At 49.3% G+C, this 20,181-nt stretch carries 16 protein-coding genes and 1 tRNA gene; 6 read left to right on the top strand and 11 right to left on the bottom strand.

Annotated elements, in window-relative coordinates; translation table 11 throughout:
* The 5 genes from ACY430_RS05160 to ACY430_RS05140 form a co-directional block, all read right to left on the bottom strand.
* Window positions 1–515, bottom strand: a 515-nt coding sequence (locus ACY430_RS05160) for a lyase family protein (protein ID WP_462137820.1), incomplete at its 3' end; no start/stop codon positions are given.
* Window positions 516–1,610, bottom strand: a complete 1,095-nt coding sequence (locus ACY430_RS05155) for a mechanosensitive ion channel family protein (RefSeq protein ID WP_462137819.1) — start codon at window positions 1,608–1,610, stop codon at window positions 516–518. It abuts the gene before it with no gap.
* Between the two features lie 20 nt (window positions 1,611–1,630).
* Window positions 1,631–2,851 carry a dicarboxylate/amino acid:cation symporter gene (locus ACY430_RS05150; protein ID WP_462137818.1) on the bottom strand — a complete coding sequence of 407 codons (1,221 nt, stop codon included), beginning with the start codon at window positions 2,849–2,851 and terminating at the stop codon, window positions 1,631–1,633.
* A gap of 85 nt (window positions 2,852–2,936) precedes the next feature.
* The gene (gene groL / locus ACY430_RS05145; protein ID WP_462137817.1) at window positions 2,937–4,589 is read right to left on the bottom strand and encodes a chaperonin GroEL; all 1,653 of its coding nucleotides are present in this window, start codon (window positions 4,587–4,589) and stop codon (window positions 2,937–2,939) included.
* Between the two features lie 26 nt (window positions 4,590–4,615).
* The gene (locus ACY430_RS05140) at window positions 4,616–4,915 is read right to left on the bottom strand and encodes a co-chaperone GroES (protein WP_462137816.1); all 300 of its coding nucleotides are present in this window, start codon (window positions 4,913–4,915) and stop codon (window positions 4,616–4,618) included.
* Window positions 4,916–5,114: 199 nt separating this feature from the next.
* Here ACY430_RS05140 and ACY430_RS05135 point away from each other — a divergent pair.
* Window positions 5,115–5,198: transfer RNA gene (locus ACY430_RS05135), tRNA-Leu, on the top strand.
* 36 nt (window positions 5,199–5,234) lie between these two features.
* Here ACY430_RS05135 and ACY430_RS05130 read toward each other — a convergent pair.
* Both ACY430_RS05130 and ACY430_RS05125 read right to left on the bottom strand, forming a co-directional pair.
* Window positions 5,235–6,731, bottom strand: a complete 1,497-nt coding sequence (locus ACY430_RS05130) for a hypothetical protein (RefSeq protein WP_462137815.1) — start codon at window positions 6,729–6,731, stop codon at window positions 5,235–5,237.
* Window positions 6,732–6,744: 13 nt separating this feature from the next.
* Entirely contained in the window at window positions 6,745–8,766 is a 2,022-nt protein-coding gene (locus ACY430_RS05125; protein WP_462137821.1) for a GtrA family protein, read from the bottom strand.
* A 131-nt stretch (window positions 8,767–8,897) separates the two neighbouring features.
* Between ACY430_RS05125 and ACY430_RS05120 the strand changes: the two genes are divergently transcribed.
* The 5 genes from ACY430_RS05120 (at window position 8,898) to ACY430_RS05100 (ending at window position 13,757) form a co-directional block, all read left to right on the top strand.
* The gene (locus ACY430_RS05120; protein ID WP_462137814.1) at window positions 8,898–9,641 is read left to right on the top strand and encodes a class I SAM-dependent methyltransferase; all 744 of its coding nucleotides are present in this window, start codon (window positions 8,898–8,900) and stop codon (window positions 9,639–9,641) included.
* Between the two features lies 1 nt (window position 9,642).
* Complete coding sequence (locus ACY430_RS05115; RefSeq protein WP_462137813.1) at window positions 9,643–11,046, top strand: NAD(P)-binding protein; 1,404 nt, start codon at window positions 9,643–9,645, stop codon at window positions 11,044–11,046.
* Complete coding sequence (locus tag ACY430_RS05110) at window positions 11,047–11,781, top strand: class I SAM-dependent methyltransferase (protein WP_462137812.1); 735 nt, start codon at window positions 11,047–11,049, stop codon at window positions 11,779–11,781.
* Between the two features lie 17 nt (window positions 11,782–11,798).
* Window positions 11,799–12,737 (top strand): GNAT family N-acetyltransferase, encoded by a 939-nt coding sequence (locus tag ACY430_RS05105; RefSeq protein ID WP_462137811.1) that lies wholly within the window; start codon window positions 11,799–11,801, stop codon window positions 12,735–12,737.
* 90 nt (window positions 12,738–12,827) lie between these two features.
* The gene (locus ACY430_RS05100; protein WP_462137810.1) at window positions 12,828–13,757 is read left to right on the top strand and encodes an NAD-dependent epimerase/dehydratase family protein; all 930 of its coding nucleotides are present in this window, start codon (window positions 12,828–12,830) and stop codon (window positions 13,755–13,757) included.
* Here ACY430_RS05100 and ACY430_RS05095 read toward each other — a convergent pair.
* From ACY430_RS05095 to cobN, 4 genes are all read right to left on the bottom strand, one after another.
* Entirely contained in the window at window positions 13,705–14,643 is a 939-nt protein-coding gene (locus ACY430_RS05095; RefSeq protein WP_462137809.1) for a glycosyltransferase, read from the bottom strand. The genes ACY430_RS05100 and ACY430_RS05095 overlap by 53 nt on opposite strands.
* 31 nt (window positions 14,644–14,674) lie before the next feature.
* On the bottom strand, window positions 14,675–15,778 hold the full coding sequence (locus ACY430_RS05090; RefSeq protein WP_462137808.1) for a DegT/DnrJ/EryC1/StrS family aminotransferase: 1,104 nt from the start codon (window positions 15,776–15,778) through the stop codon (window positions 14,675–14,677).
* Window positions 15,779–15,780: 2 nt separating this feature from the next.
* A complete protein-coding gene (locus ACY430_RS05085; protein ID WP_462137807.1) occupies window positions 15,781–16,794 on the bottom strand; it encodes a Gfo/Idh/MocA family protein in 1,014 nt (337 codons plus the stop codon).
* 52 nt (window positions 16,795–16,846) lie between these two features.
* Window positions 16,847–20,181 (bottom strand): cobaltochelatase subunit CobN (cobN, locus tag ACY430_RS05080; protein ID WP_462137806.1); only part of this gene is annotated, 3,335 nt, incomplete at its 5' end.

Raw genomic sequence — 20,181 nt, 5'->3', positions numbered from 1 at the left:
AGCAAATGGTGCGCGACCAGCACGGGTTGCGCCCTTTGAAGGTGTGTGTAGAGAGGCATCGCCGCATCCGGATATTTTTCGGCAAGCGTAACTATGGAGCCTGCCAGCGCGGCAATTCCGTCAAAAATAAGAGCAGTCTGCCGCCTGAGGTAAAGCCGTTCGTCCAGAACTATCTGGTCATTTCGGCTGCGCGCTGTGTGGATCATTCCCCCCGCATCGCCAATTTTTTCAATAACGCGCTTTTCAATGTTCAGGTGAATGTCCTCGTATTCGCTCTTGAACGGGAAAACGCCTTTCTCCATCTCTTTTTTTACTCCCGCAAGAGCCTTCAAAATCAGGCCTGCATTCTTTTTTGAGATTATCCGGCGAGCGGCGAGCATTTTCACATGCGCGACGCTTCCCTCTATGTCTTCAAAAGCAAGTTGGCGGTCAAAATCCACCGAAGAGGAAAACTCCGCCGCGATACGGTGGGGATTTTTTGAAAACCTTCCCGACCACAGCATTTTTTTTGACAATTAATTTTCCACCTGATTTTTTATCGCAACTTCCACGGGCTTGCCCGCGAACACGGTCTGTGTGGGATAGGCAAACTCAACGCCTTCATTGCGGAATCTTCTGATTATTTCCAGATTAATGTCCTGCACGGCGTCAAGATATACTATGTAATCGCTTGTTAAAACATAATAAGCAATCTCAAAATCGAGCGAAAAATCCGCGAACGCAATAAAATGGACTCTTTCATATTCAGTCTGCGGATGCTCATCTATTATATTTTTGATAATTTGCGGAATCTTCGCGAGTTTGTCCGCGTCCATTCCATATATGACCCCGATCTTAGAAAAACTACGACGGCGCGGGAGGTTTCTATAATTCTGTATTGTGGTGCTAACGAGATGATTGTTTGAAAAAATAACAAGTTCGCCGGAAATGCTTCTTATGCGCGTGGTCTTCAAACCCACTTTTTCAACCGTTCCCCTGAATTCGTCGACAACGATGAAATCGCCCACGACAAAGGGCTTGTCTATGATTATTGAAACGGACGCGATAACCTCTCCCAGAATGCTCTGGACTGCGAGCGCGAGCGCTATTCCACCGATTCCGAGCCCCGCGATTAGGGGCGTTACGCGAATTCCCAGATTTTCAAGAATAAGAAGCGCCGCTATCGACCACAGGACAAGACGCAGGAAAAAAATCGAAACCGCCGTCTGCGAGACGGTAATATTCCATTTTTTGTAGTTGTGGAAGAGGTAGCCGCTTACTATTTTCCCCAGCCACAAAACCGCCTGAACAATAAGCGCGGTGGTTATTATGGCGTCTGCGGTTTCCCTTGTTTCGGGCGCGAGACTGATAAAACGCGAGCTGATGTAAAGAGACGCGGCAAGCAGAATAAAACTGCGCGTTTCCCCCAGAGCGTCCGCGATAATATCGTCAAAAGTGTTAGCGGTGGATTTTGCAATATCCCTCAGGCGGGAAGACAAAAACCTGACCGAAAAAAACAGTAAAAAAAACGAAACACAGAAGGCGAGCAGGGGTTTGATGTAGATATGAAACTCCCCCAGGTAAAAAAATTCAAGCAACTTTCCAATCTCCGTTTCCGCAACTGTGAACATGGAAAACTCCCCGCACCCTACTACCCCCCGGCGGTGCTATCCACAACAGCCGCACCCACGCTGTCTCCCCATACATTGACGGTGGTCCTGAAGCGGTCAAGAAGCCAGTCAACGGACAAAAGAAGCCCTATGCCTTCAAGGGGAAGCCCAACGCTTGTAAGCACAATAACCATTGTAACAAGCCCCGCTTCGGGTATCCCGGCCGCGCCTATGGCGGCGAGAGTTGCGGTGAGAAATATTATAATAAGCGCACCCGAGTCAAGCGGAACTGCGTAAACCTGCGCTATGAAAATCACCGCAACCGCTTCGTAAAGAGCGGTTCCGTCCATGTTAACGGTCGCGCCGAGAGGCAAAACGAAATTACCCACTCTCCGAGACACTTTCGCATCCTCAATGGCGTTTGTCATTGTCAGGGGAAGCGTTGCCGAGGAAGACGCCGTGGAAAAAGCGGTCAGAAGCGCCTTGCTCATATGTTTGAGGTATTGCAACGGATTTCTGCGTGTGAAAACAAACAGAACGAGCGGCAAAACCACAAGCCCGTGGATTCCAAGCCCGACTACAACCGCGAGCATATATTTTCCGATTCCGACCGCCATGGCGTAAATCGCCTCTCCGCCTCCGGCTTTGCCTATTCTCGCCGCTATTATGCACGCGACCCCAAGAGGCGTAAGGTTTATTATCCAATGGACAATCTTCATTATCGCCCCGTCAAGCGAGGTCAAAACTGATTCAAGTGGCGCGGCGCGGTCTCCCAATCGCGCCAGAGCCAGACCGAAAAGCAGAGAGAAAACTATGAGTGGAAGGATTTGAAAATCCGCGGCGGACTTGAAAATGTTGGGAGTAATCATGCTGTGCAGTATCTGTTCGACTCCCGCGTTTTTCCCCTCAACGCGCACCTGGACCTGCGACCTCATCTCTTCGGTCATTGTTCCGAGCGTCTCCGGTGAGCCCGGCTGAATCAAAGAAACAACCGCTATGCCGATGCAAACCGATATGGCGGTTGTCGCCATGTAATAGAGAAGCGTTTTCGCGCCCACGGTCTTAAAATCGCGCAGTTTCATAACGCCGAGCGTTATGCTCACGATGATGAGCGGAATGACCATCATTTTCAGCAGGTCAAGGAATATGTCTCCGATAAATTCCAGAGACAGACTGAATTCAGGAAAAAAGGAGCCGGAAACAATACCAAGCACAACACCGGCAATAATGGAGGGAAGCAGAAAATTTTTCTTCGTTTGCATGGTTCTTCGCGGAATTTGAAAATAAAAAACCGGCGTCGCCCTGAAAGACAACGCCGGTTTTTATACTACCCTAAGAAAGGGAAAATTACATCATACCTCCGATTCCTCCGGGACCTCCGGTCATCGGGGGCCCGCCGCCGCCCATGGGCATTTCGGGCTCTCTCGGAGCGTCCGCTATGAGCGCTTCGGTGGTGAGCAAAAGCCCCGCGACACTCGCCGCGTTCTGAATGCACGACCTTGTAACCTTTGACGGGTCAACAATTCCGGCTTTCAGCAGGTCTCTGTATTGAAGCGAAGCGGCATCAAAACCGAATGAAGCCTTGCCCTCTTTTACTTTCTGGATAACGATTGAGCCGTCCCAACCGGCATTTCTGGCAATCTCCCTGAGCGGCTCCTCAAGGGCTCTTTTCACTATGTTCACGCCCGCCTGCTCCTCTTCGTCCGCACCTTTGAAGCTCTCAAGGTTCTCAACGGCGCGCACAAGGGCAACTCCACCGCCGGGAACAATGCCTTCCTCAACAGCGGCGCGTGTGGCGTTCAGAGCGTCTTCCACTCTGTCTTTCTTCTCTTTCATCTCCAATTCGGTGGCGGCTCCCACGCGGATAACCGCAACTCCTCCGGCAAGTTTGGCAAGGCGCTCTTGAAGCTTCTCCCTGTCATATTCGCCGCTCGCCGTATCTATCTGCCCTCTAATCTGGTTGATTCTGCCGCTTATGTCGGCTTTCTTACCGCCGCCGCTGATGATAGTGGTGTTGTCTTTGTCTATGACAACTTTTTTAGCTTTTCCAAGATCGGCAACCGTGGCGCTTTCAAGCTTCATTCCGGCTTCCTCGGAAATCACATTTCCTCCGGTAAGCACGCCTATGTCCTCAATCATCGCTTTGCGTCTGTCGCCAAATCCCGGCGCTTTAACAGCGGCGGCTTTGAGCGTTCCGCGTATCTTGTTCACAACGAGAGTCGCAAGGGCTTCGCCCTCAACATCCTCCGCGAGAATAAGAAGCGGGTTTGAATTCCTGGCAACCTCTTCAAGAAGGGGCACAAGGTCTTTCATGTTTGCGATTTTCTTGTCAAAAAGAAGCACTAACGGGTCTTCAAGCTCAACAAGCATCCTTTCGGAATCCGTTACGAAATAAGGGCTCAGGTATCCCCTGTCAAACTGCATTCCCTCAACAACCTCAAGCTCGGTGTCAAGGCTCCTGCCTTCCTCAACGGTGATGACGCCGTCTTTTCCGACCTGCTCCATCGCGTCCGCGATTTTGTTTCCTATGTCTTCGTCACCGTTTGCTGAAATGGTCGCAACCTGAAAAATTTCAGTTCTGTCCTTGGTCTGTTTGCTGAGCCGCCTGATGCTGTCAACAACAACCTCAACCGCTTTGTCAATTCCCCGTTTGAGTTTCATCGGATCGTGTCCGGCGGCAACAAGTTTTATGCCTTCGGTAAATATGGACTGCGCCAAAACGGTGGCGGTGGTGGTGCCGTCTCCGGCAACATCGCTTGTTTTTGACGCAACTTCCTTAACCATCTGCGCTCCCATGTTTTCAAACCTGTCCTCAAGTTCTATCTCTTTGGCGACGCTCACGCCGTCCTTTGTAACGTTGGGCGCGCCGAACGCTTTCTCCATAAGCACATTTCTGCCTCTGGGTCCGAGCGTTACCTTTACCGTGTCGGCAAGTTTGTTAATACCGCTCAAAATTAAGTTCTGCGCTTCCCTGCTGAATTTAATGTTCTTTACAGACATTTTTTCCTCCTTGTTTTAACTTCCACTTAACCGATAACGGCAAGTATGTCTTCCTCTTTCATTACAACGTAACTTCCACCCTCAATGTTGATGTCAGTTCCACCGTATTTGTTGAAGAGAACGTTATCGCCCGGTTTCACATCAAGTTTTTTGACTTTGCCATCTTCGCCGACAATACCGTTGCCAACGGCAACAATTTCACCTTCCTGAGACTGCTCCTGAGCGGTGTCGGGAATGATGATACCGCCCTTCGTTTTTTCCTCTCCGTCTAGCCGTCTTACAAGAACCTTGTCGTGAAGTGGCCTGAACTTTACCTTTGAAGCCATTATAGCCTTTCCTCCGTTTTGGATTTCTTTTTTTGTAACAGGACGCCCTTGTAATGCCGATGCAAAACAACCCACCTCGCCCCGAACAGGGTTAAGATAATCACCGGCTATGCATTGTCAAGGAAGGATTTTCGCATTAAAGCGAAAAAACGGCTCTTGCGTGTTAAAATAGGCGTCCTCGGAGAAAGAACCGGTTACAGCCGAAGTGGCGGAATTGGCAGACGCGCAGGATTCAGAATCCTGTGAGCGCAAGCTCGTGGGGGTTCAAGTCCCCCCTTCGGCATGAAATTGTGAAAAATGAAGAAAGACAGATGTTCTTCTACTCTTTTGGAACCGAAATCTCCCTTCCGGGAAGTTCTAACAGTCTTTCCCAGCGCACCCCCCATGTAAAAGCGGGCGGATAGAGAAGTTCTCCTTTATCGGACTCGCCGAACTGCCACCACATCGGACCACCGGGCGACCTCAAAACCGTGCCATTTTCAAGATGAACGGGCGGACGCCCTGCAAATCTGTAGCGAATTGTGTGATTTTTGGGAATGTGCCAAATGTATCCGTTGTCGATGAGTTCGTGTTTATCTCTGAAGAAAAGCACTTTTTCGGAATATCCGGCAGACACAGTATGCGTAAGAGCATTTGAAATTCCGTAACCTGCTGCGGCAAAAAGATGAAGTCCGCACAAAAAAACAAAAGCAATCGGCAAAAGCTTCTTTGAAAACCGCAAAATACGCCTCCCCCTTTTTTCGGGCATTTGCGGGAAGTGTGTCAGAAGCGCGGCAAAAGTCCCCATAATGGCAAACGGAATGTGCCAGATATATCTCTCCTCGACTATAAGAGGCAATCCGCCCTTAACATCGTAGGTAGCCAGATGCAAAATCCCCAACATCCCCGCCGTCTGAACCGCGAAAATAATGGCGATGGCTTTCAAAATGCTTATTCGCTCAAAACCGCGCCCGCAGGCAAATTTGAAAAACAGCGCATAAACGCACAGGCAAACGGCAAAAAACGCAAGCGGCGCTTTGAAAAATTCTCCGGCTCCTCCTGTTGTGAAAAGCAACTCGCCGAGAAAAATGAAAAAATCGTTAAGAAGTTCAAAAGTCCGCAAATTGTGCCCGCCGAATGAAAATGAATGAACTCCCTCGCTGAGGTTCAGAGCGACACGCACAGCCATGATAATCGCAAAAGCGGGAAGAGTAAGAGCGCAGACCGCAAAGGCGGTTTTTAACTTGCGCGGGCGGAAAAAATAGAACGCCCCCGCCCACAGCGCCGGAATAAATGTTATGTTCGCAAAACGGGTCAGTAAACAGGCGGACAGAAGCGCGAAAAAGAGAAATCCTGCGATAAAACGCGAAGAACGGGGCTTGAGAACAAACCGCACCGCGAATGCGATCAAAAGCCCTATCAGAAAAACCGATAAAGGATCAGACGAAATGGAGCGGAAAAGGTATGAAGCCAGAGCGGCGTTTGAAAACGCGAGTGCGAACCGAGCCCAAGTATTTTTCTCTCCGCAAAGTGAGCAGAAAGCCCAAGTCCACGCGAATGCGGAACCGACTGCGCAAACAATCAGAGACAACACCAGAGAAAATCCGTTCACGCCGAAAACCGCCTGAACGGCGGACAGGTAAAGGCTGTAAAGCGGAGGCCATGCTTTTATGGGGTGGAAATAATTCTGATACCCAACGCCGTCAAGGATTGAGACGGAAGACTCCCAATACTGCCAACTGTCAGGCGAAAAGAAAACACCGTGCAGATTTATAAGCCATGAAAAACCTGCGGCAAGCACAGCCGAGAGAATTGCGGCAAAAAGTGGGCTTTTCATGCTCGCGGGCATTTTACTTGAAAACCAGAATCTGCGCGCCGCCGCATTCAAAAACTGATGAAGGGGTAATTCCGAAATGACGAACGACGTCTGTGGGCGAGAGCAGATAAGATCCCATGGGATCTCTTTTTGAAGAAAACATCCTGCATCTATCCGGTCCCTGACCTTCGCAAAAATCCTGATCGGGTCTGAATTTGTAGTTGTTTGTTATGACAAAATCAAACGGACTTTCAAAGAATTTATTTGGAACCCCGAATTGAAAGGCAAAAAACTGGGCTCGCCTGTTCGGATCCGGATAAACGCTAACATGCCCTATTTCAACCCTGCTTTCTGAAATTGCCATAATGGATTTTCCCCACCAGTAAGTGGACAAGCCCTTTTTGAGCCCGAAGCGGGAAGCGTTTTCATCAAAGCAACGGTCTACGGAAGTGTAATACTCTGAAAATGCGGACGAATTTTGTCCTAATTTCAAAACCCCCGGAACCGCCGCTAAAATCAGAAAAATTGGCGCTACAACAAAAAAACGAGAGCGTTTGAAAAAACCTCTTGTCAGGTCCGGCAGGAAAGCCCATCCTGCAAAAAGTGGAATAAACAGAGCGGGGATAAAATATCTCACGACATGGGAAGATTCGGGAGAAATCTCAATAAAGAAATTTCCCGTCAAAATCGCCGCCATCACTGAAACCGGCGGCGTAAACAGCAGAAACAGCCGTGTAAAAATTTTTTCCGAAGCCGGCTTTTTCACCCCTGAAACTCCCTGTAAAACGGAATAAACAAGAAGAGCAAAGAAAACAATCCACACAACCGTGAGAAAAGGATGGCGCAACGCGGCTTCGGAAAACCAAACCACAATATCACGCGCGGCATCTTGTATATGCTCTGATTTACCCAACCCGGAAAACTGTATGGTTACATCTCCGGGGTCAATAAAAAAATCTCTTGCAAAACGCGCGCAAACAAAACCGACCCCAACAGCCGCTGTGGGGATGATAAAACCCTTGTCGCGAAATAGAATCAATATCAGAACCGCGGCCGCAAAAGCGGGAGCCACGAACCAGACGGCAAAAATTATGTCGGAGGAAAGCACCGCCGCGCAAACCATCGCGAGAACAACCGATAAAACAACATTGCGAACAACGGTTTGCGAAAGCGCGGCGGAAAGAAAAAGAAAAACGCAGAACGGCACAAAAGACCATGTTGAAAAATGGGAAACAGGAAAAAACACAACTCCAAATAAATCCGATAAACCGTAGGCAAGAAAAACATAAGTGAGCGCGAGCAGAATAAAAACAAGAAAACCGCGAGACGGATTTTTACGAAAAATAAAACGACAGAGAAATAACCATCCCACCGCATTCAGAAGCATAATCAGAATCCCGAAAACATGAATTCCCGCCGCCAAATTGCCTCCCGTGATTGAATAAATTATCCAAATAAGAGGCAAATCCGTAAAGATGTAGGGAGCGCTGACTCGTTGAAAATTCCATTCAGTAAATATGTCCCTGAACGCAACCGCTCCTGAAGATATGTCATTCCACATGAGATAAAGGGTTGCAAAATCAGATGAGAATAAAAATCCGCGCGGAAAAAGATCTCCCGCAAGAAGCGCGCCGTAAGCGGCGGCGATTGAAACCGCGAACGCGAAAATTGAAAGAAACAAAACGGGAACTCCTTCGCGGTTTCCGTCCAACACCCAGCGCGACATCAAAAACTTGAACGGAAACGCGGCGGCGGCGGCGAAAAACACGGCAAAATTCTCATGAATGCCCGCTTTGAGGGAAATGTGAAACGTTAAAATTCCCAGCAGAAACTGCAACGGATAAATCAACAAATATAAGAACGCCTTTCCGCTTGAGTGTTCGGCGCGGAAAGTGAACTTCAAATTAAGAAAATACGAAATAAAAATACCGAAAACAAACGAAACGGCGTAAGACCAATACGGATTTAGAAAGTAAAGAAGGGCAAAATATATCGCGTAGGTGACGGCAGTATTCACGCCGCCCGCTATTAAAAATCTGAAAAACTGCCCTTTCATAAAAGACACCCGTTTGGCGACAAAGATTGCGGGTAAGTTATACCATTCTCAAAATCAATCAAACCCGCCGGATAGGGAGGTTTTGAGGTTTCTTGAAACAAAACTGTTAATTCTATAAACTGAAAATTGGAATGGACAGTCGCGATTTGGATTCTTACAGGGACGAATACCTTAACAACCACGGCTTTGAAAAAGAGATGGTGGAATACCGCCGTCGCAATCTGCTGGAGATTCTGGCGAAGTATGCCCCGAAAAAAATACTGGAAGTAGGTTGTGGAACGGAATCTCTTGCCGTTCACTATGAAAACTTTACGGACTTTACAATCGTTGAGCCCATAAAAGATTTTTTGAGCATTGCCCGGGAGCGGCTTGGGGACAAAGTCTGTTACATAAACAAAAAAATTGAAGATGCGATGGAAGATCTTAAAAAAAAAGATTTTGATTTCATAGTTGTCAGCAGTCTTATTCATGAATTGAAAAATCCTGAAACTGTTTTTGAAACCGTCCGCGAAATAGCGTCTTCCGAAACGGTTGTCCATATAAACACGCCCAACGCAAATTCCATACATCGTCTGCTCGGCGTAAAAATGGGTCTGCTGAAAAACACCGGGGAAATGTCGGATTTGGCTCGCAAATTTCAGAGAAGCCGTGAATACGAAATGTCCGATTTGGTGAGTCTGGCTCAGGCGCACGGTTTTCAAACTCTGGACAAGGGCTCTTATTTTTTGAAACCCCTCAGCCACGGACAGATGCGGGACCTTCTTGAAAGCGGGAAAATAAGCAAAAAGTTTCTTGACGGTGTCTATAAAATAAGCAATCTGCTCCCTGAAAACGGCTCTGAGATATTTGTCAATTTACAGTTAAAGGAAAACTGATTTGCCCAAAAGGAATATCGAGAATCTCATTTGCGGAAACAGCATAGCCGCTCTGGTTTGCGGCGAACAACTGCTTGCGGCCGGAAAGGAAGTTCTGGTTCTTTCCCCCAACGATTTTATCGGCGGTCATTTTCGCGGCATAGACATTGACAATTTCCACTACGATATCGGAATGAATTTTTTTGAGTTCACCGCCTACGGAGACGAACCTTCCGCCCGCATTGAGAGTTACAATCCGGAAATTAAAAATGATTCAGGGCGTTTTGTAAGCCACGTCAAACGCTATGTTGATGACTGTCTCGGAGTTAAAACCGTGCAAACGGAAACTCCGAAAATGTATTTTGGCGGAAACTGGTATGAAGACTTTTTTATTTCCGACCGCCTTGAAAGTCTGTCAGAATTGCCGTCCGCCCTTCGGGAAAAACTGGCGAAAGACATTAAAGGTTTGGAAACTCCGGAAGAACTGCACGCCCGCAATAAAAACAGGTCAAAAGCGTTTATGGAAGCCGATTTTGAAAAAATTTCACGGGCAAATCACGGAGATGTTTTCCACGAAGAGTTTATAGAACCGTTGTGCCGGAAAATAACAGGCGTTGGCGCAAAAGACATTATGGCTTACTACCACCGTCTGGCATGGATGCCCGTGTTTTATCCCGAAACCCTCAAATCCCATTTTTCGGAAAAACCGCAACCCCTTGCCGAAGTAAAATTCAGCTATCCCGTAAGCGGGCGGGCGAATGAGCCCATAGATGTTTTAACGGAAAATTTGAAAGAAAAAAGAGTTCTGGAAATAAATCCAATCGCGTCAGGGGGAATTAATTCCACGCAAAAACCCGTTTTAACGCTTGAAAACGGAGATGAAATTCACGCGGAAAATTTTGTATGGGCAAATGATTGGACGCAACTGTCGCGAACGCTGGGAAATTCTCCGGAAAATTTTGATATGGCAAATATAACCTGCGCTTTCTTTGAAACGGACGCGGACGATATTAAAACAAAGTTCAGCACGGCTTTTATCGTAGATGGCGAAATACCGTGTTACAGAATCACTCAACCGGATTATTGCGCGGGGAAAAAATCGGGTTCAAGCCGTATCTGCATGGAATTCAACACGGACAATCTTGAAAACCGTAACTCTCCGGAAGAATGCTGGAAAATGCTTGTTGATTTAGGGGTTATCCGCGAGGGCGCTGTCGCGGGCGGAGGGCGGGTTAAACATTTCAGGCAATCTCTCCTGCTCGCCACTGTGAAAAATTACAAACTATATTCTGATATGGAGAAATTATTCGCGGGGAAAAAACCGCCGTTTCCCGTTATTGGAGGAGGATCTTTTTCCGCCACTTCCTTCAATGACCAGGTTGTTCAGGGAATGAAAGCCGCGAGTTACATACTGGAGAATTCTTAAATGTCCAAGTCTTCCGAACTTGATAAAATTGCCTCGCAATACCACAATTCAAAAAACATACCTGATATGTTCATTGAGGATATTCAACAGCATTTCAGTTGTGAAATAATGCAAAAACATCTGGATTTTCAGGGCAAAAAAGTGCTTGAACTGGGTTACGGGGAAGGAATTATCTCTGAATTTTTGAAAAAACAAACCCGTGAACTTACCACCGTTGAGGGCTCAAAAAAACTCGCGAAAAAAGCCGAAGCCAAAGGATTTAATATCGTGGAATGTTTATTTGAAAATTACGAGCCGGAGGAGCCCTGCGATATTCTTCTGGCAAATCATGTTCTTGAACATGTGGACAATCCCGCGCAAATTTTAAAAATGATGAAAGGCTGGCTGAAACCGGAAGGGCGGATTTTTTCCATAGTTCCCAACCGCGAATCTATTCACCGTCATATAGGGCTCGCAATGGGATTACAGAAAAAGCTGGACGATTTAAGCGCGAGAGACATTCTGGTCGGGCATCGGCGTGTTTACAGTCTTGCGGAGTTGGAAGCAGATTTTACAAATTCCGGATTCCGGGTTCTCGGCAAGGGCGGATATTTTCTTAAAATGTTCGCGAACACCTCAATGCTGGATTTTTCCCATGAAATTATTCGGGGATTTAATCTTCTCTCTCAGGATTTTCCGCCGGAAGTGTGCGCGAACATATATGTTGTGGCGGAAATTGCCGAAGACGCGCCATAACAAAAAAGGTTGTAAATATGTCTGAAAAAAGCAAATACATACTGACTGAAGAACCGGAAGGTCCCGAATATCCGTGGTGCGACCTGTTTCAAAAAAGGCGCTATTTTAAACTACATTTAACCGGCAATGACCGCTATTTCACCTTGAGACGGGAAGGAGAGAAGGAGCCCGTGGCGGCAATACATTTTTCCGAAACAGAGCCCGGGCATTTCCGGTCTCCGGCGCGGGCAACTTACGGTGGTCCCGCCATTGCCGCAGGCGCGGACGAGGTTATGGAACCTTTTCTGCAAATGGTTTGCGAGAAACTGCGGGCTGAAGGAGCAACTGAAATAAATATGGTCTGCGCTCCTTCAGCTCATAAACCGGGGCAAATAAAAAATCTTTGGAACACACTAAAAACCCTCGGATTTGAACTGCGGGAAAATCTCTCCAATCACGCAATATCGGTTGACTCCGCCGACCTTATTACAAAAATGGCGCACAACAATCGCAAACGGCTGAAAAAATGTGAAAGGGAAGAATTTCAATTCGCTTGCGCCGCCGAAAAACCGCACCGCCGTATTATCTACGACACCATTGCGGCAAACCGCCGGGAGCGTGGTTTTGATATGTCAATGTCATGGGAAGGTGCGGAAACAATGATTAATGAATTTCCGCAAAATGTGGAATTTTACGATGTGTCGGCAAGCGGGCGGACAATTGCCGGAGCCATCTGTCTGATACTGAATCCGGAAATTTTATACACCCTGTTCTGGGGAAATCTGCGGGAATTTGACTCTCACAGTCCGGTAACAATGCTGGCGGCGGGAATTTATAACCGTTGCCGGAACGGAAAAATAAAATTGATGGATTTGGGAACTTCTGCGGCATTCGGTGAGGAAAACGGATTGTCGCTGTTTAAGAAAAGACTCGGAGCCGAAGCGTCCGAAAAACGGGTTTATTGCGTAAAGTTTTAATTTTGAAAAAGCGGTTTGAATTATTGAAATTCACGCGACCCTTAATTCACAATTTGCATTAATTACGCGCGCTGGTATTCTGAAAACTCAATGAAGATTATCCTTACCGGCGGGGCGGGCTTCATCGGCTCGCATGTTTCCCGTGAACTTATAAAGAACGGACACAAAGTTTTAATTGTTGATGATCTGTCGGCGGGAAAAGAGGAAAACATTCCGCCCGAAGCCGAATTTGAAAAATGCGACATAAGAGACGCGGAAACTTTGAATAAAATATTCTCATTGTTCAAGCCCGATCTGGTCAACCACCACGCGGCGCATATAGATGTGAGGGTTTCCGCCGAAGACCCCGCTCATGACGCGGACATAAACATCGCCGGTTCGCTGAATCTGCTCAATCTTTGCGCTGAACACGGCGTTAAAAAGTTTATTTTTGCCTCAACCTGTGCGGTTTACGGACACGCGCCAAAACTGCCTGCGGACGAACGGACGCCTCAAAATCCCGAGTCGCCCTACGGCATAGCGAAACTGTGCGTTGAAAACTATTTGAGTTTTTTCAAATCCGAGCGGGGAATTGATTTTACCGCCCTGCGCTATTCAAACGTTTACGGCGAAAGGCAGGACACCGAAAGAACGACCGGAATTGTCGCGATTTTGTGCGGGAACCACAAAAAAGGCGGGGAAACGACCATATTCGGAGACGGCGAGCAAACGCGGGATTATGTTCATTGCTCCGATGTGGCGCGCGCAAACGCCCTGTGCTCGGAACACCTTGGCGTGGACAAACCGAGCGGCGTTTTCAATATCTGCACGGGAAAGGAAACTTCAATTAACCGGATTATTGACCGCCTCTGTGAAGTTTCGGGCGAAGAGGTGAAAACCGAAAAAGCGGCGGGCAAAAGCGGCGATGTGGACAGAATTTTTCTTGACAACTCGCTTGCCGGAAAAACGCTCGGCTGGAAGCCGCAGGTTAGTCTTGACGAGGGGATTGAAAGGGCTTGGAAGTGGATTCAAAAGAACTGAGCAAACCCCAATCTCCTGTTTCAGATTCAACAATAAAGGGGTCGTGTGTGTTTTTTCTGCGCGCGCGCCACAGATATTCTCCTATCACTCCGAGCGTAAACATCCCCGCTCCGCCAAGAACAAAAACGGCGAAAAGATTAATTCCGAAATAGAAACCCGTTAAAGCCGTTAAAAGTCCCAAAAAAGCCATTCTACGCAACGGCGCGGTGGAATTCAGGGACGCGAGAGTGTAAAAAAACAGTTTGATATTTTTTGCGAATGTAAAATTGCTTTTTCCGTGAATTCTGGCGAGTTTTCTGCCCGGAATGCTTGTCTGAGAAAAACCCAACTCCGAAATTGCAACAATTACATTGAGATTCTTGCCGCTGATTTTCCGCAATTCCTTCAAAACCGAGCCGTCAATAATAGACATATCGCCGCCGCCTGGTGGAATTGAGGAAACCCCCATAATGCGGCGCATAACAAAATAGAAACCCCACGCCATAAACCTCTTGAAAAAAGGGTCTTCCCTGCCGAGTTCGCGCGTAACCCACACGATCTTATGTCCGCTTTCTTTCATCTTATCAACAAGCTGTGCTATGTATTCGGGCGGGTCCTGTCCGTCAGCGGCAAAAATCGCCGCGCAGTCGCCCGCCGCCTTCTGAAGCCCCAAAAGACCGGCCACATTAGGACCCTCATTCTTTGCCATGCGAAGCCCTTTTATTCTTGAATCGCTTTCACTGAACCGTTTGATAACATCGGGCGTTGAATCGGTTGAATGGTCGTCAATTATTATCCATTCCCAATCCATTCCGAGTCCTTCAAGCACGGGAACGAGTTCAGAGTGAACTTCGGGAAGATTTTTCTCCTCGTTAAACGCGGGTGAAACTACCGATAATTTCTTCATATTCCGTCCGAAAACTCAGTTATTGCTTTGCTCATTCAACCGCCGCGCAAAGCGCGTTTACGACCATGTCAATCTGTTCGCGGGTTATGCCCGGAAACATCGGGAGAGAAATCTCCTTTTCGGCGATTTTTTCCGCGTTCGGAAAATCGCCTTTTTTATATCCCAAATCCTTGTAGCACGGATGCAGATGAACCGCGCGGGGATAATGAACCGAAACCCCTATGCCCGCATCGCGCAGGTTTTTGGCGACCTTGTCCCTGTTTTCCACCATTACCGGAAAAATATGCCACACGCATCTGGCGTTTTCCCTGATGGGCAGAGTTTCAATACCGCTCACGCCCGCGAGTTTTTCGCGGTAATAATCAGCGGCGGAAATTCTCAAATGTGTCCACTTCTCAATGTGTCCCAGTTTAACGCCAAGCACCGCGCCCTGAAAAGCGTCCATTCTGTAATTAAACCCTTTCTCAATGTGGTTTCCCTTCCCGCTCTGCCCCCAGTCGCGCAGGATGCGGCATTTTTCCGCGATTTCGTCATCATCGGTCGTAACCGCCCCGCCCTCGCCGAGCGCGCCGAGATTTTTGCCCGGATAGAAACTCCACGCCGCCGCACGCCCCACAGAGCCGCATTTACGCCCCTTGTCCGCCGCGCCGTGCGCCTGCGCCGCGTCCTCAATAACGGCAATTCCGTGTTTTTCCGCTATGCCGGTTATCGGGCTCATATCGGCGGGCTGCCCGTAGAGATGAACGGGCATTATCGCCTTTGTTTTCGGGGTTATCGCGTCTTCAAGCGCGTTTGAGTCCATTGTACAGAAACGGTCAACATCAACGCAGACGGGCTTCGCGCCGATATAGGTTGCCGCCATCGCGGTCGCGATGAAGGTCATCGCGGGAACTATAACCTCATCACCCCGCCCCACTCCGGCAGCCAGAAGCGCAAGGTGAAGCGCGCTTGTTCCACTATTGACACAAACCGCATGTCGCGTGTCCGTATATTTTGCGAATTCGCGCTCAAAATTCTCAACTTCGGAACCGAGAACAAACGCTCCCGAATCCACAACATTTCCAAGCCCGCGTTTTATCTCATCCGCAATGGGAGAGTGCTGAGCGGCAAGGTCAAGAAAAGGAACCTTTTTCATTTTTATCGAGAGAGGACGACCCTCTGTCCGTTTTGTTTGATTGAAGTGTCAGCCGCTTCAAGAATGCGTGCGATTTGCGCTCCGGCATACGCGCCCGTAAACGGCTTTTTTCCCTCACATACGCAGTCGTAAAACTCTTTCGCTACGAGAAAAAGCGGTTCCGAGGAATCAAGTTTGGGAGAGTTTATATCGCCCGCACGGTATTCAACGAGCAGTTTTTTCATGTCCTCATCGCTTGCCGATTTTGTATTAATTCCGGTGTCGTAGATTTTGAGTTTTTCCACCGACTCGGTGTCGTCGTAAATCGCCATTTTTTTATCACCCGCAACCGTCGTGCGCCTGATTTTCACCGGCGCGAGCCAACTCACGTGCACATGCGCAATAAAAGACGAGTCGTAATGCAGAGTCAGGTATGCCGTGTCGATGGGTTTGCCTTTGATATGCGAAACCCCCGAAGCGGTAACCGCCACCGGCTCGGTGGGGCTCACTTGAAAAAGTATTGAAAGGTCGTGAATTGCCAAATCCCACAGCACATTTACATCGGAGCGCACAATGCCCAGATTGATGCGCGTTGAATCAAAGTAGTAAAGTTCTCCGAGCGCCTTTTCAGAGGCGAGCGCGGCAAGTTTGCGCACCGCGCCCGAATACGCAAAAATATGGTCAACCATCAGAACAAGACCGCGCTTTTCCGCTTCATTTGTCATTTTTTCGCACTCGGCTAAAGTCGCCGCCATCGGTTTTTCAACCAGAATGTGCTTGTCCGCCCGCAGGGCGCGCAAGCCAAGTTCGGCGTGCGTTAGCGCGGGGGTTGCCAGGCAGACGGCATCTATTGACTCATCGGAGATAATGTCGTCAAAGTTTTCCGTGGTGGAAATAAACGGGTGGTTTTTGCGCGCTTTTTCCAGAAGACTCGCGTCCTCGTCGCAAACGGCTTTGAGGGTTACGCCGTCCAGGGAAGCGAAATTGCGCGCGAGATTTGGACCCCAGTATCCGTACCCTGCGATTGCTATATTCATATTCGTTTCAGACTACAATAATTCAGAGTGTTTTTGAATAGAGAGTTACTTCCTACTCGGTAACGGCTTCGGCTTCGGTGAAAACTTCGCGCAGTTTTTCAAGGGTTTGCGCGGCGGGATTTTTCCACATGCCGCGCTGCGCCGCTTCAAGAATTCTCTCCGCCATCTCCGCCGCCGCACGCGGGTTGGCATTTTTCAAAAAATCCAGATTTTCGCCGTCAAAAAGATAGGCCTGCGCCACGCCCTCATAGACAAAATCGTCCACAACATCGGTCGTGGCGTCATAGCCGAACAGATAGTCCACGGTCGCCGCCATTTCAAAAGCGCCTTTGTATCCGTGCCGCCTCATTCCCTCAATCCACTTCGGGTTGACGACCCGTGAGCGATAAACTTTAAGAATTTCCTCTTTAAGGGTTTTGATTTTTGGGTTTTCGGGCTTTGAATGGTCGCCAAAATAAACCGCCGGCATCGTTCCCCGCTCCGAGCGTGAGGCGTTCGCCATTCCGCCGTGAAACTGGTAGTAGTCATCGGAATCCAGAATGTCATGCTCGCGGTTGTCCTGATTTTGAAGAACCACTTCCATGCACGCAAGGCGGCGGCGGTAGGTTTCGTGCGCGGTTTTGGGTCCGTTTTTGCCGTAGGCGTAGCCGCTCCAATTCACGTATATCATCGCGAGGTCTTCGGGCGCGCTCCAGTTTTTTGAGTCTATGGCGGACTGCAAACCCGCGCCGTAGGAGCCGGGTTTTGAGCCGAAAACCCTGTAAAGAGAGCGTTCTTGCGCCGTTTCCCCGTCAAGCCCGCTTTCAATCCACTCGGATTTTTCCCGTAAATGGCGGCTTCTCAAAGGGTTCAGGTCTTCGGGCTCATCATCCATCAGGGCAACCTTTTCAACGGCGGAATTGAAGAGCGAAATGAGTTCGGGAAAAGCGTCCCTGAAAAACCCTGAGATCCGCAAAGTAACATCCACCCTGGGCCTGCCCAGTTCGGTGAGCGAAAGAACCTCAAAATCCACAACCCTGCCGCTTTCACCGCGCCACACGGGACGCAGCCCCATCAGCGCAAACGCCTGCGCAATGTCGTCCCCGCCCGTGCGCATCGTTGAGGTTCCCCAAACCGAAATACCAACCGACGAAGGATAGTCGCCGTTTTCCTGAATGTGCCTTTTGATGAGAGCATCGGCGCTTCTGCGCCCCAACTCATAAGCGGCGCGGGTCGGCAGTCCGCGGGTGTCAAGAGAGTGGAAGTTTCTGCCGGTGGGGAGAACATCCGGCTTGCCTCGCGTGGGCGCGCCTGATGGCCCGGACGGAACATACCGCCCCTCCAGACCGCTGATAAGGTTTCCAATCTCATCCGTGCATGCGGAAAGGCGCGGAAAAGTGGTCTCCACCGCCGCGCGGACAACAACAAGAAATTTCGGAAACTTTTTGCCGTCAATATGCGCGGTGGAGCCGGTTTCAATCGCGGTCGCGACATGCTCAAGCGCCGTTTTTTCAAGCGCTTCGGTCGCCGCGCCAAAGGTTCTGCAATTTTCTCCGGAAACTTCGCACCCCAGCGCCGCGCCGTAATCGCAGTCAAGAGGGTCAAAACCGAGCCCTAAATCGTCCGCGAGCGCCTGTGTTATGCCGGCAACGCCGGATGAGGGAATTCTGTGAAGCGCAACCACGGTTTCGGCGAGCGCGTCCCCTTCGGGGCACTGTCCAAGAATGTGAAGCCCGCCACGAATTTGAGACTCCTTTATATCGCACAGATAAGCGTCAAGGCGTGTGAGAACTTCGTCCAAATCGCCGGGAGTGCAGTCCAAATCCTCATACAGGCGCGTCCGCTCAACCGCGCCGGTTATTTCACCCTTCAAGAACTCCGCCCTTGCCGGGTCAAGCCCCCACGCCTGATAGTATTCATCCATCAACTGTTCAAGCAACGAATAGTCTCCGTAGGAGTCGGCGCGAACCATCGGCGGCACAAGGTGGTCTATAATCACGGCGTGCGCGCGGCGTTTAGCCTGCGTGCCCTCGCCGGGGTCGTTCACGATAAACGGATAGAAATGCGGAACCGGCGGAAAAACCGCCGCCGGAAAGCATGTTTCGGGATCAAGGGCAACGCTTTTTCCGGGTAGCCACTCAAGGTTGCCGTGCTTTCCGAGATGGACGACCGCGGAAGCGCCGAAAACCTTTGAGAGCCAGAAGTAGAAAGCCAGATAGCGGAAAGGCGGCGGAATGTCGGGCGAGTGATAAACCGCTTTCGTATCCTGCCCGTATCCGCGCTCCGGCTGAATGGAAACAAACACGTTGCCGAACAAAACTCCCGGCAGGGGAAAAACGCCGTCTTTGATGTGAAAATCGTCTTCGGGTTTTCCCCATTGACCTTCAATGCGTTCGCGCATTTCGGGTGCGAGGCGGGAATAAAATCCGCGAAATTGTTCAAAGGGAAGAGAAATTTCAAAATCCCTTGTATCCATAAAATCCGGGTCGTTTGTAACGCCGCGAGAGAGAATTTCCATAAGGCGCGCTCCGGTTTCGGGAAAATCGCTCCCCGTCTCGTAACCGGATTCGGAAAGTTTTTTGAGCAGCAGGGCGCAGCTTTCGGGAGTGTCCAGCCCCACTCCGTTGGCAAGCCGTCCGTCCCGCGAGGGATAGTTGGGCATCACTATTGCGATTTTTTTGTCCGGATTTTTCGCGCGCGCGAGGTCAAGCCATGTCCGCGCGAAAACCGCCGCGCGGGCGCATCCGTCTTCATAAGGGGCGTAGCGGACAATTTCAGAATCTGTGAGCGAATCTTTTCCGCGCGCCTGTTTGAAGGAGACGGGACCGGAGTCAATTTTTCCGTCAATTTCGGGCAGGGATATATTTATTGCAATATCGGTCGGCGAAAGTCCGAAAAGATTTTCCCGCCAGATTTCCCTGGAACTTGAAGCAAAAACGGTCTGAATAACCGGAACATTTATTTTCTCAAAAATAAAATCTTTCCCGTCGTCCGCGCCTTTAAGCGCGAAACTTGTGGTGTTCAAAATTAAATCAAAATTCCCGTCCGAAAGAATTTTTGACAAATCGGCTATTTCGCCCGCCTCTCTGAGACTTTTCACAAAAACTGCGCACGAACTGAAACCCTTTTCCGCAAGTTTTTCCGCGAGTTTCCGGGCGGGCGAAAGATTTCCCGAAAGGTAGTGGCTTCTATAAGCCAGAATTGCCGCTTTCGCGTCAAAGGGGTTTGCCGCCGAAGCGGGCGCGGAAATATCGTGCGAGAAAATATCCGGCATTTCTTCGGGGGGAGAAAGGGGAAGCGAAAAACCGAAAAAGCCGTTAAAAACAAGTTTGAGAAAATTTTTACAATTCTCCTCCCCCCCGCGTGAAAAATAGTTCCACGCCTTGCGCGCGATGTCGGCGGGCGCGG

The organism is Candidatus Mycalebacterium sp., from assembly GCF_977828045.1.
The sequence above is the reverse complement of the archived record's forward strand: the minus strand, read 5'-3'. Positions and strand labels throughout refer to the sequence as shown.

Excerpts from the sequence above, each read along its gene's own strand:
- ACY430_RS05155 (WP_462137819.1), bottom strand. The coding sequence starts at position 1,610 with ATGTTCACAGTTGCGGAAACGGAGATTGGAAAGTTGCTTGAATTTTTT.
- ACY430_RS05150 (WP_462137818.1), bottom strand. The coding sequence starts at position 2,851 with ATGCAAACGAAGAAAAATTTTCTGCTTCCCTCCATTATTGCCGGTGTT.
- groL (WP_462137817.1), bottom strand. The coding sequence starts at position 4,589 with ATGTCTGTAAAGAACATTAAATTCAGCAGGGAAGCGCAGAACTTAATT.
- ACY430_RS05140 (WP_462137816.1), bottom strand. The coding sequence starts at position 4,915 with ATGGCTTCAAAGGTAAAGTTCAGGCCACTTCACGACAAGGTTCTTGTA.
- ACY430_RS05130 (WP_462137815.1), bottom strand. The coding sequence starts at position 6,731 with ATGAAAAGCCCACTTTTTGCCGCAATTCTCTCGGCTGTGCTTGCCGCA.
- ACY430_RS05125 (WP_462137821.1), bottom strand. The coding sequence starts at position 8,766 with ATGAAAGGGCAGTTTTTCAGATTTTTAATAGCGGGCGGCGTGAATACT.
- ACY430_RS05120 (WP_462137814.1), top strand. The coding sequence starts at position 8,898 with ATGGACAGTCGCGATTTGGATTCTTACAGGGACGAATACCTTAACAAC.
- ACY430_RS05110 (WP_462137812.1), top strand. The coding sequence starts at position 11,047 with ATGTCCAAGTCTTCCGAACTTGATAAAATTGCCTCGCAATACCACAAT.
- ACY430_RS05105 (WP_462137811.1), top strand. The coding sequence starts at position 11,799 with ATGTCTGAAAAAAGCAAATACATACTGACTGAAGAACCGGAAGGTCCC.
- ACY430_RS05100 (WP_462137810.1), top strand. The coding sequence starts at position 12,828 with ATGAAGATTATCCTTACCGGCGGGGCGGGCTTCATCGGCTCGCATGTT.
- ACY430_RS05095 (WP_462137809.1), bottom strand. The coding sequence starts at position 14,643 with ATGAAGAAATTATCGGTAGTTTCACCCGCGTTTAACGAGGAGAAAAAT.
- ACY430_RS05090 (WP_462137808.1), bottom strand. The coding sequence starts at position 15,778 with ATGAAAAAGGTTCCTTTTCTTGACCTTGCCGCTCAGCACTCTCCCATT.
- ACY430_RS05085 (WP_462137807.1), bottom strand. The coding sequence starts at position 16,794 with ATGAATATAGCAATCGCAGGGTACGGATACTGGGGTCCAAATCTCGCG.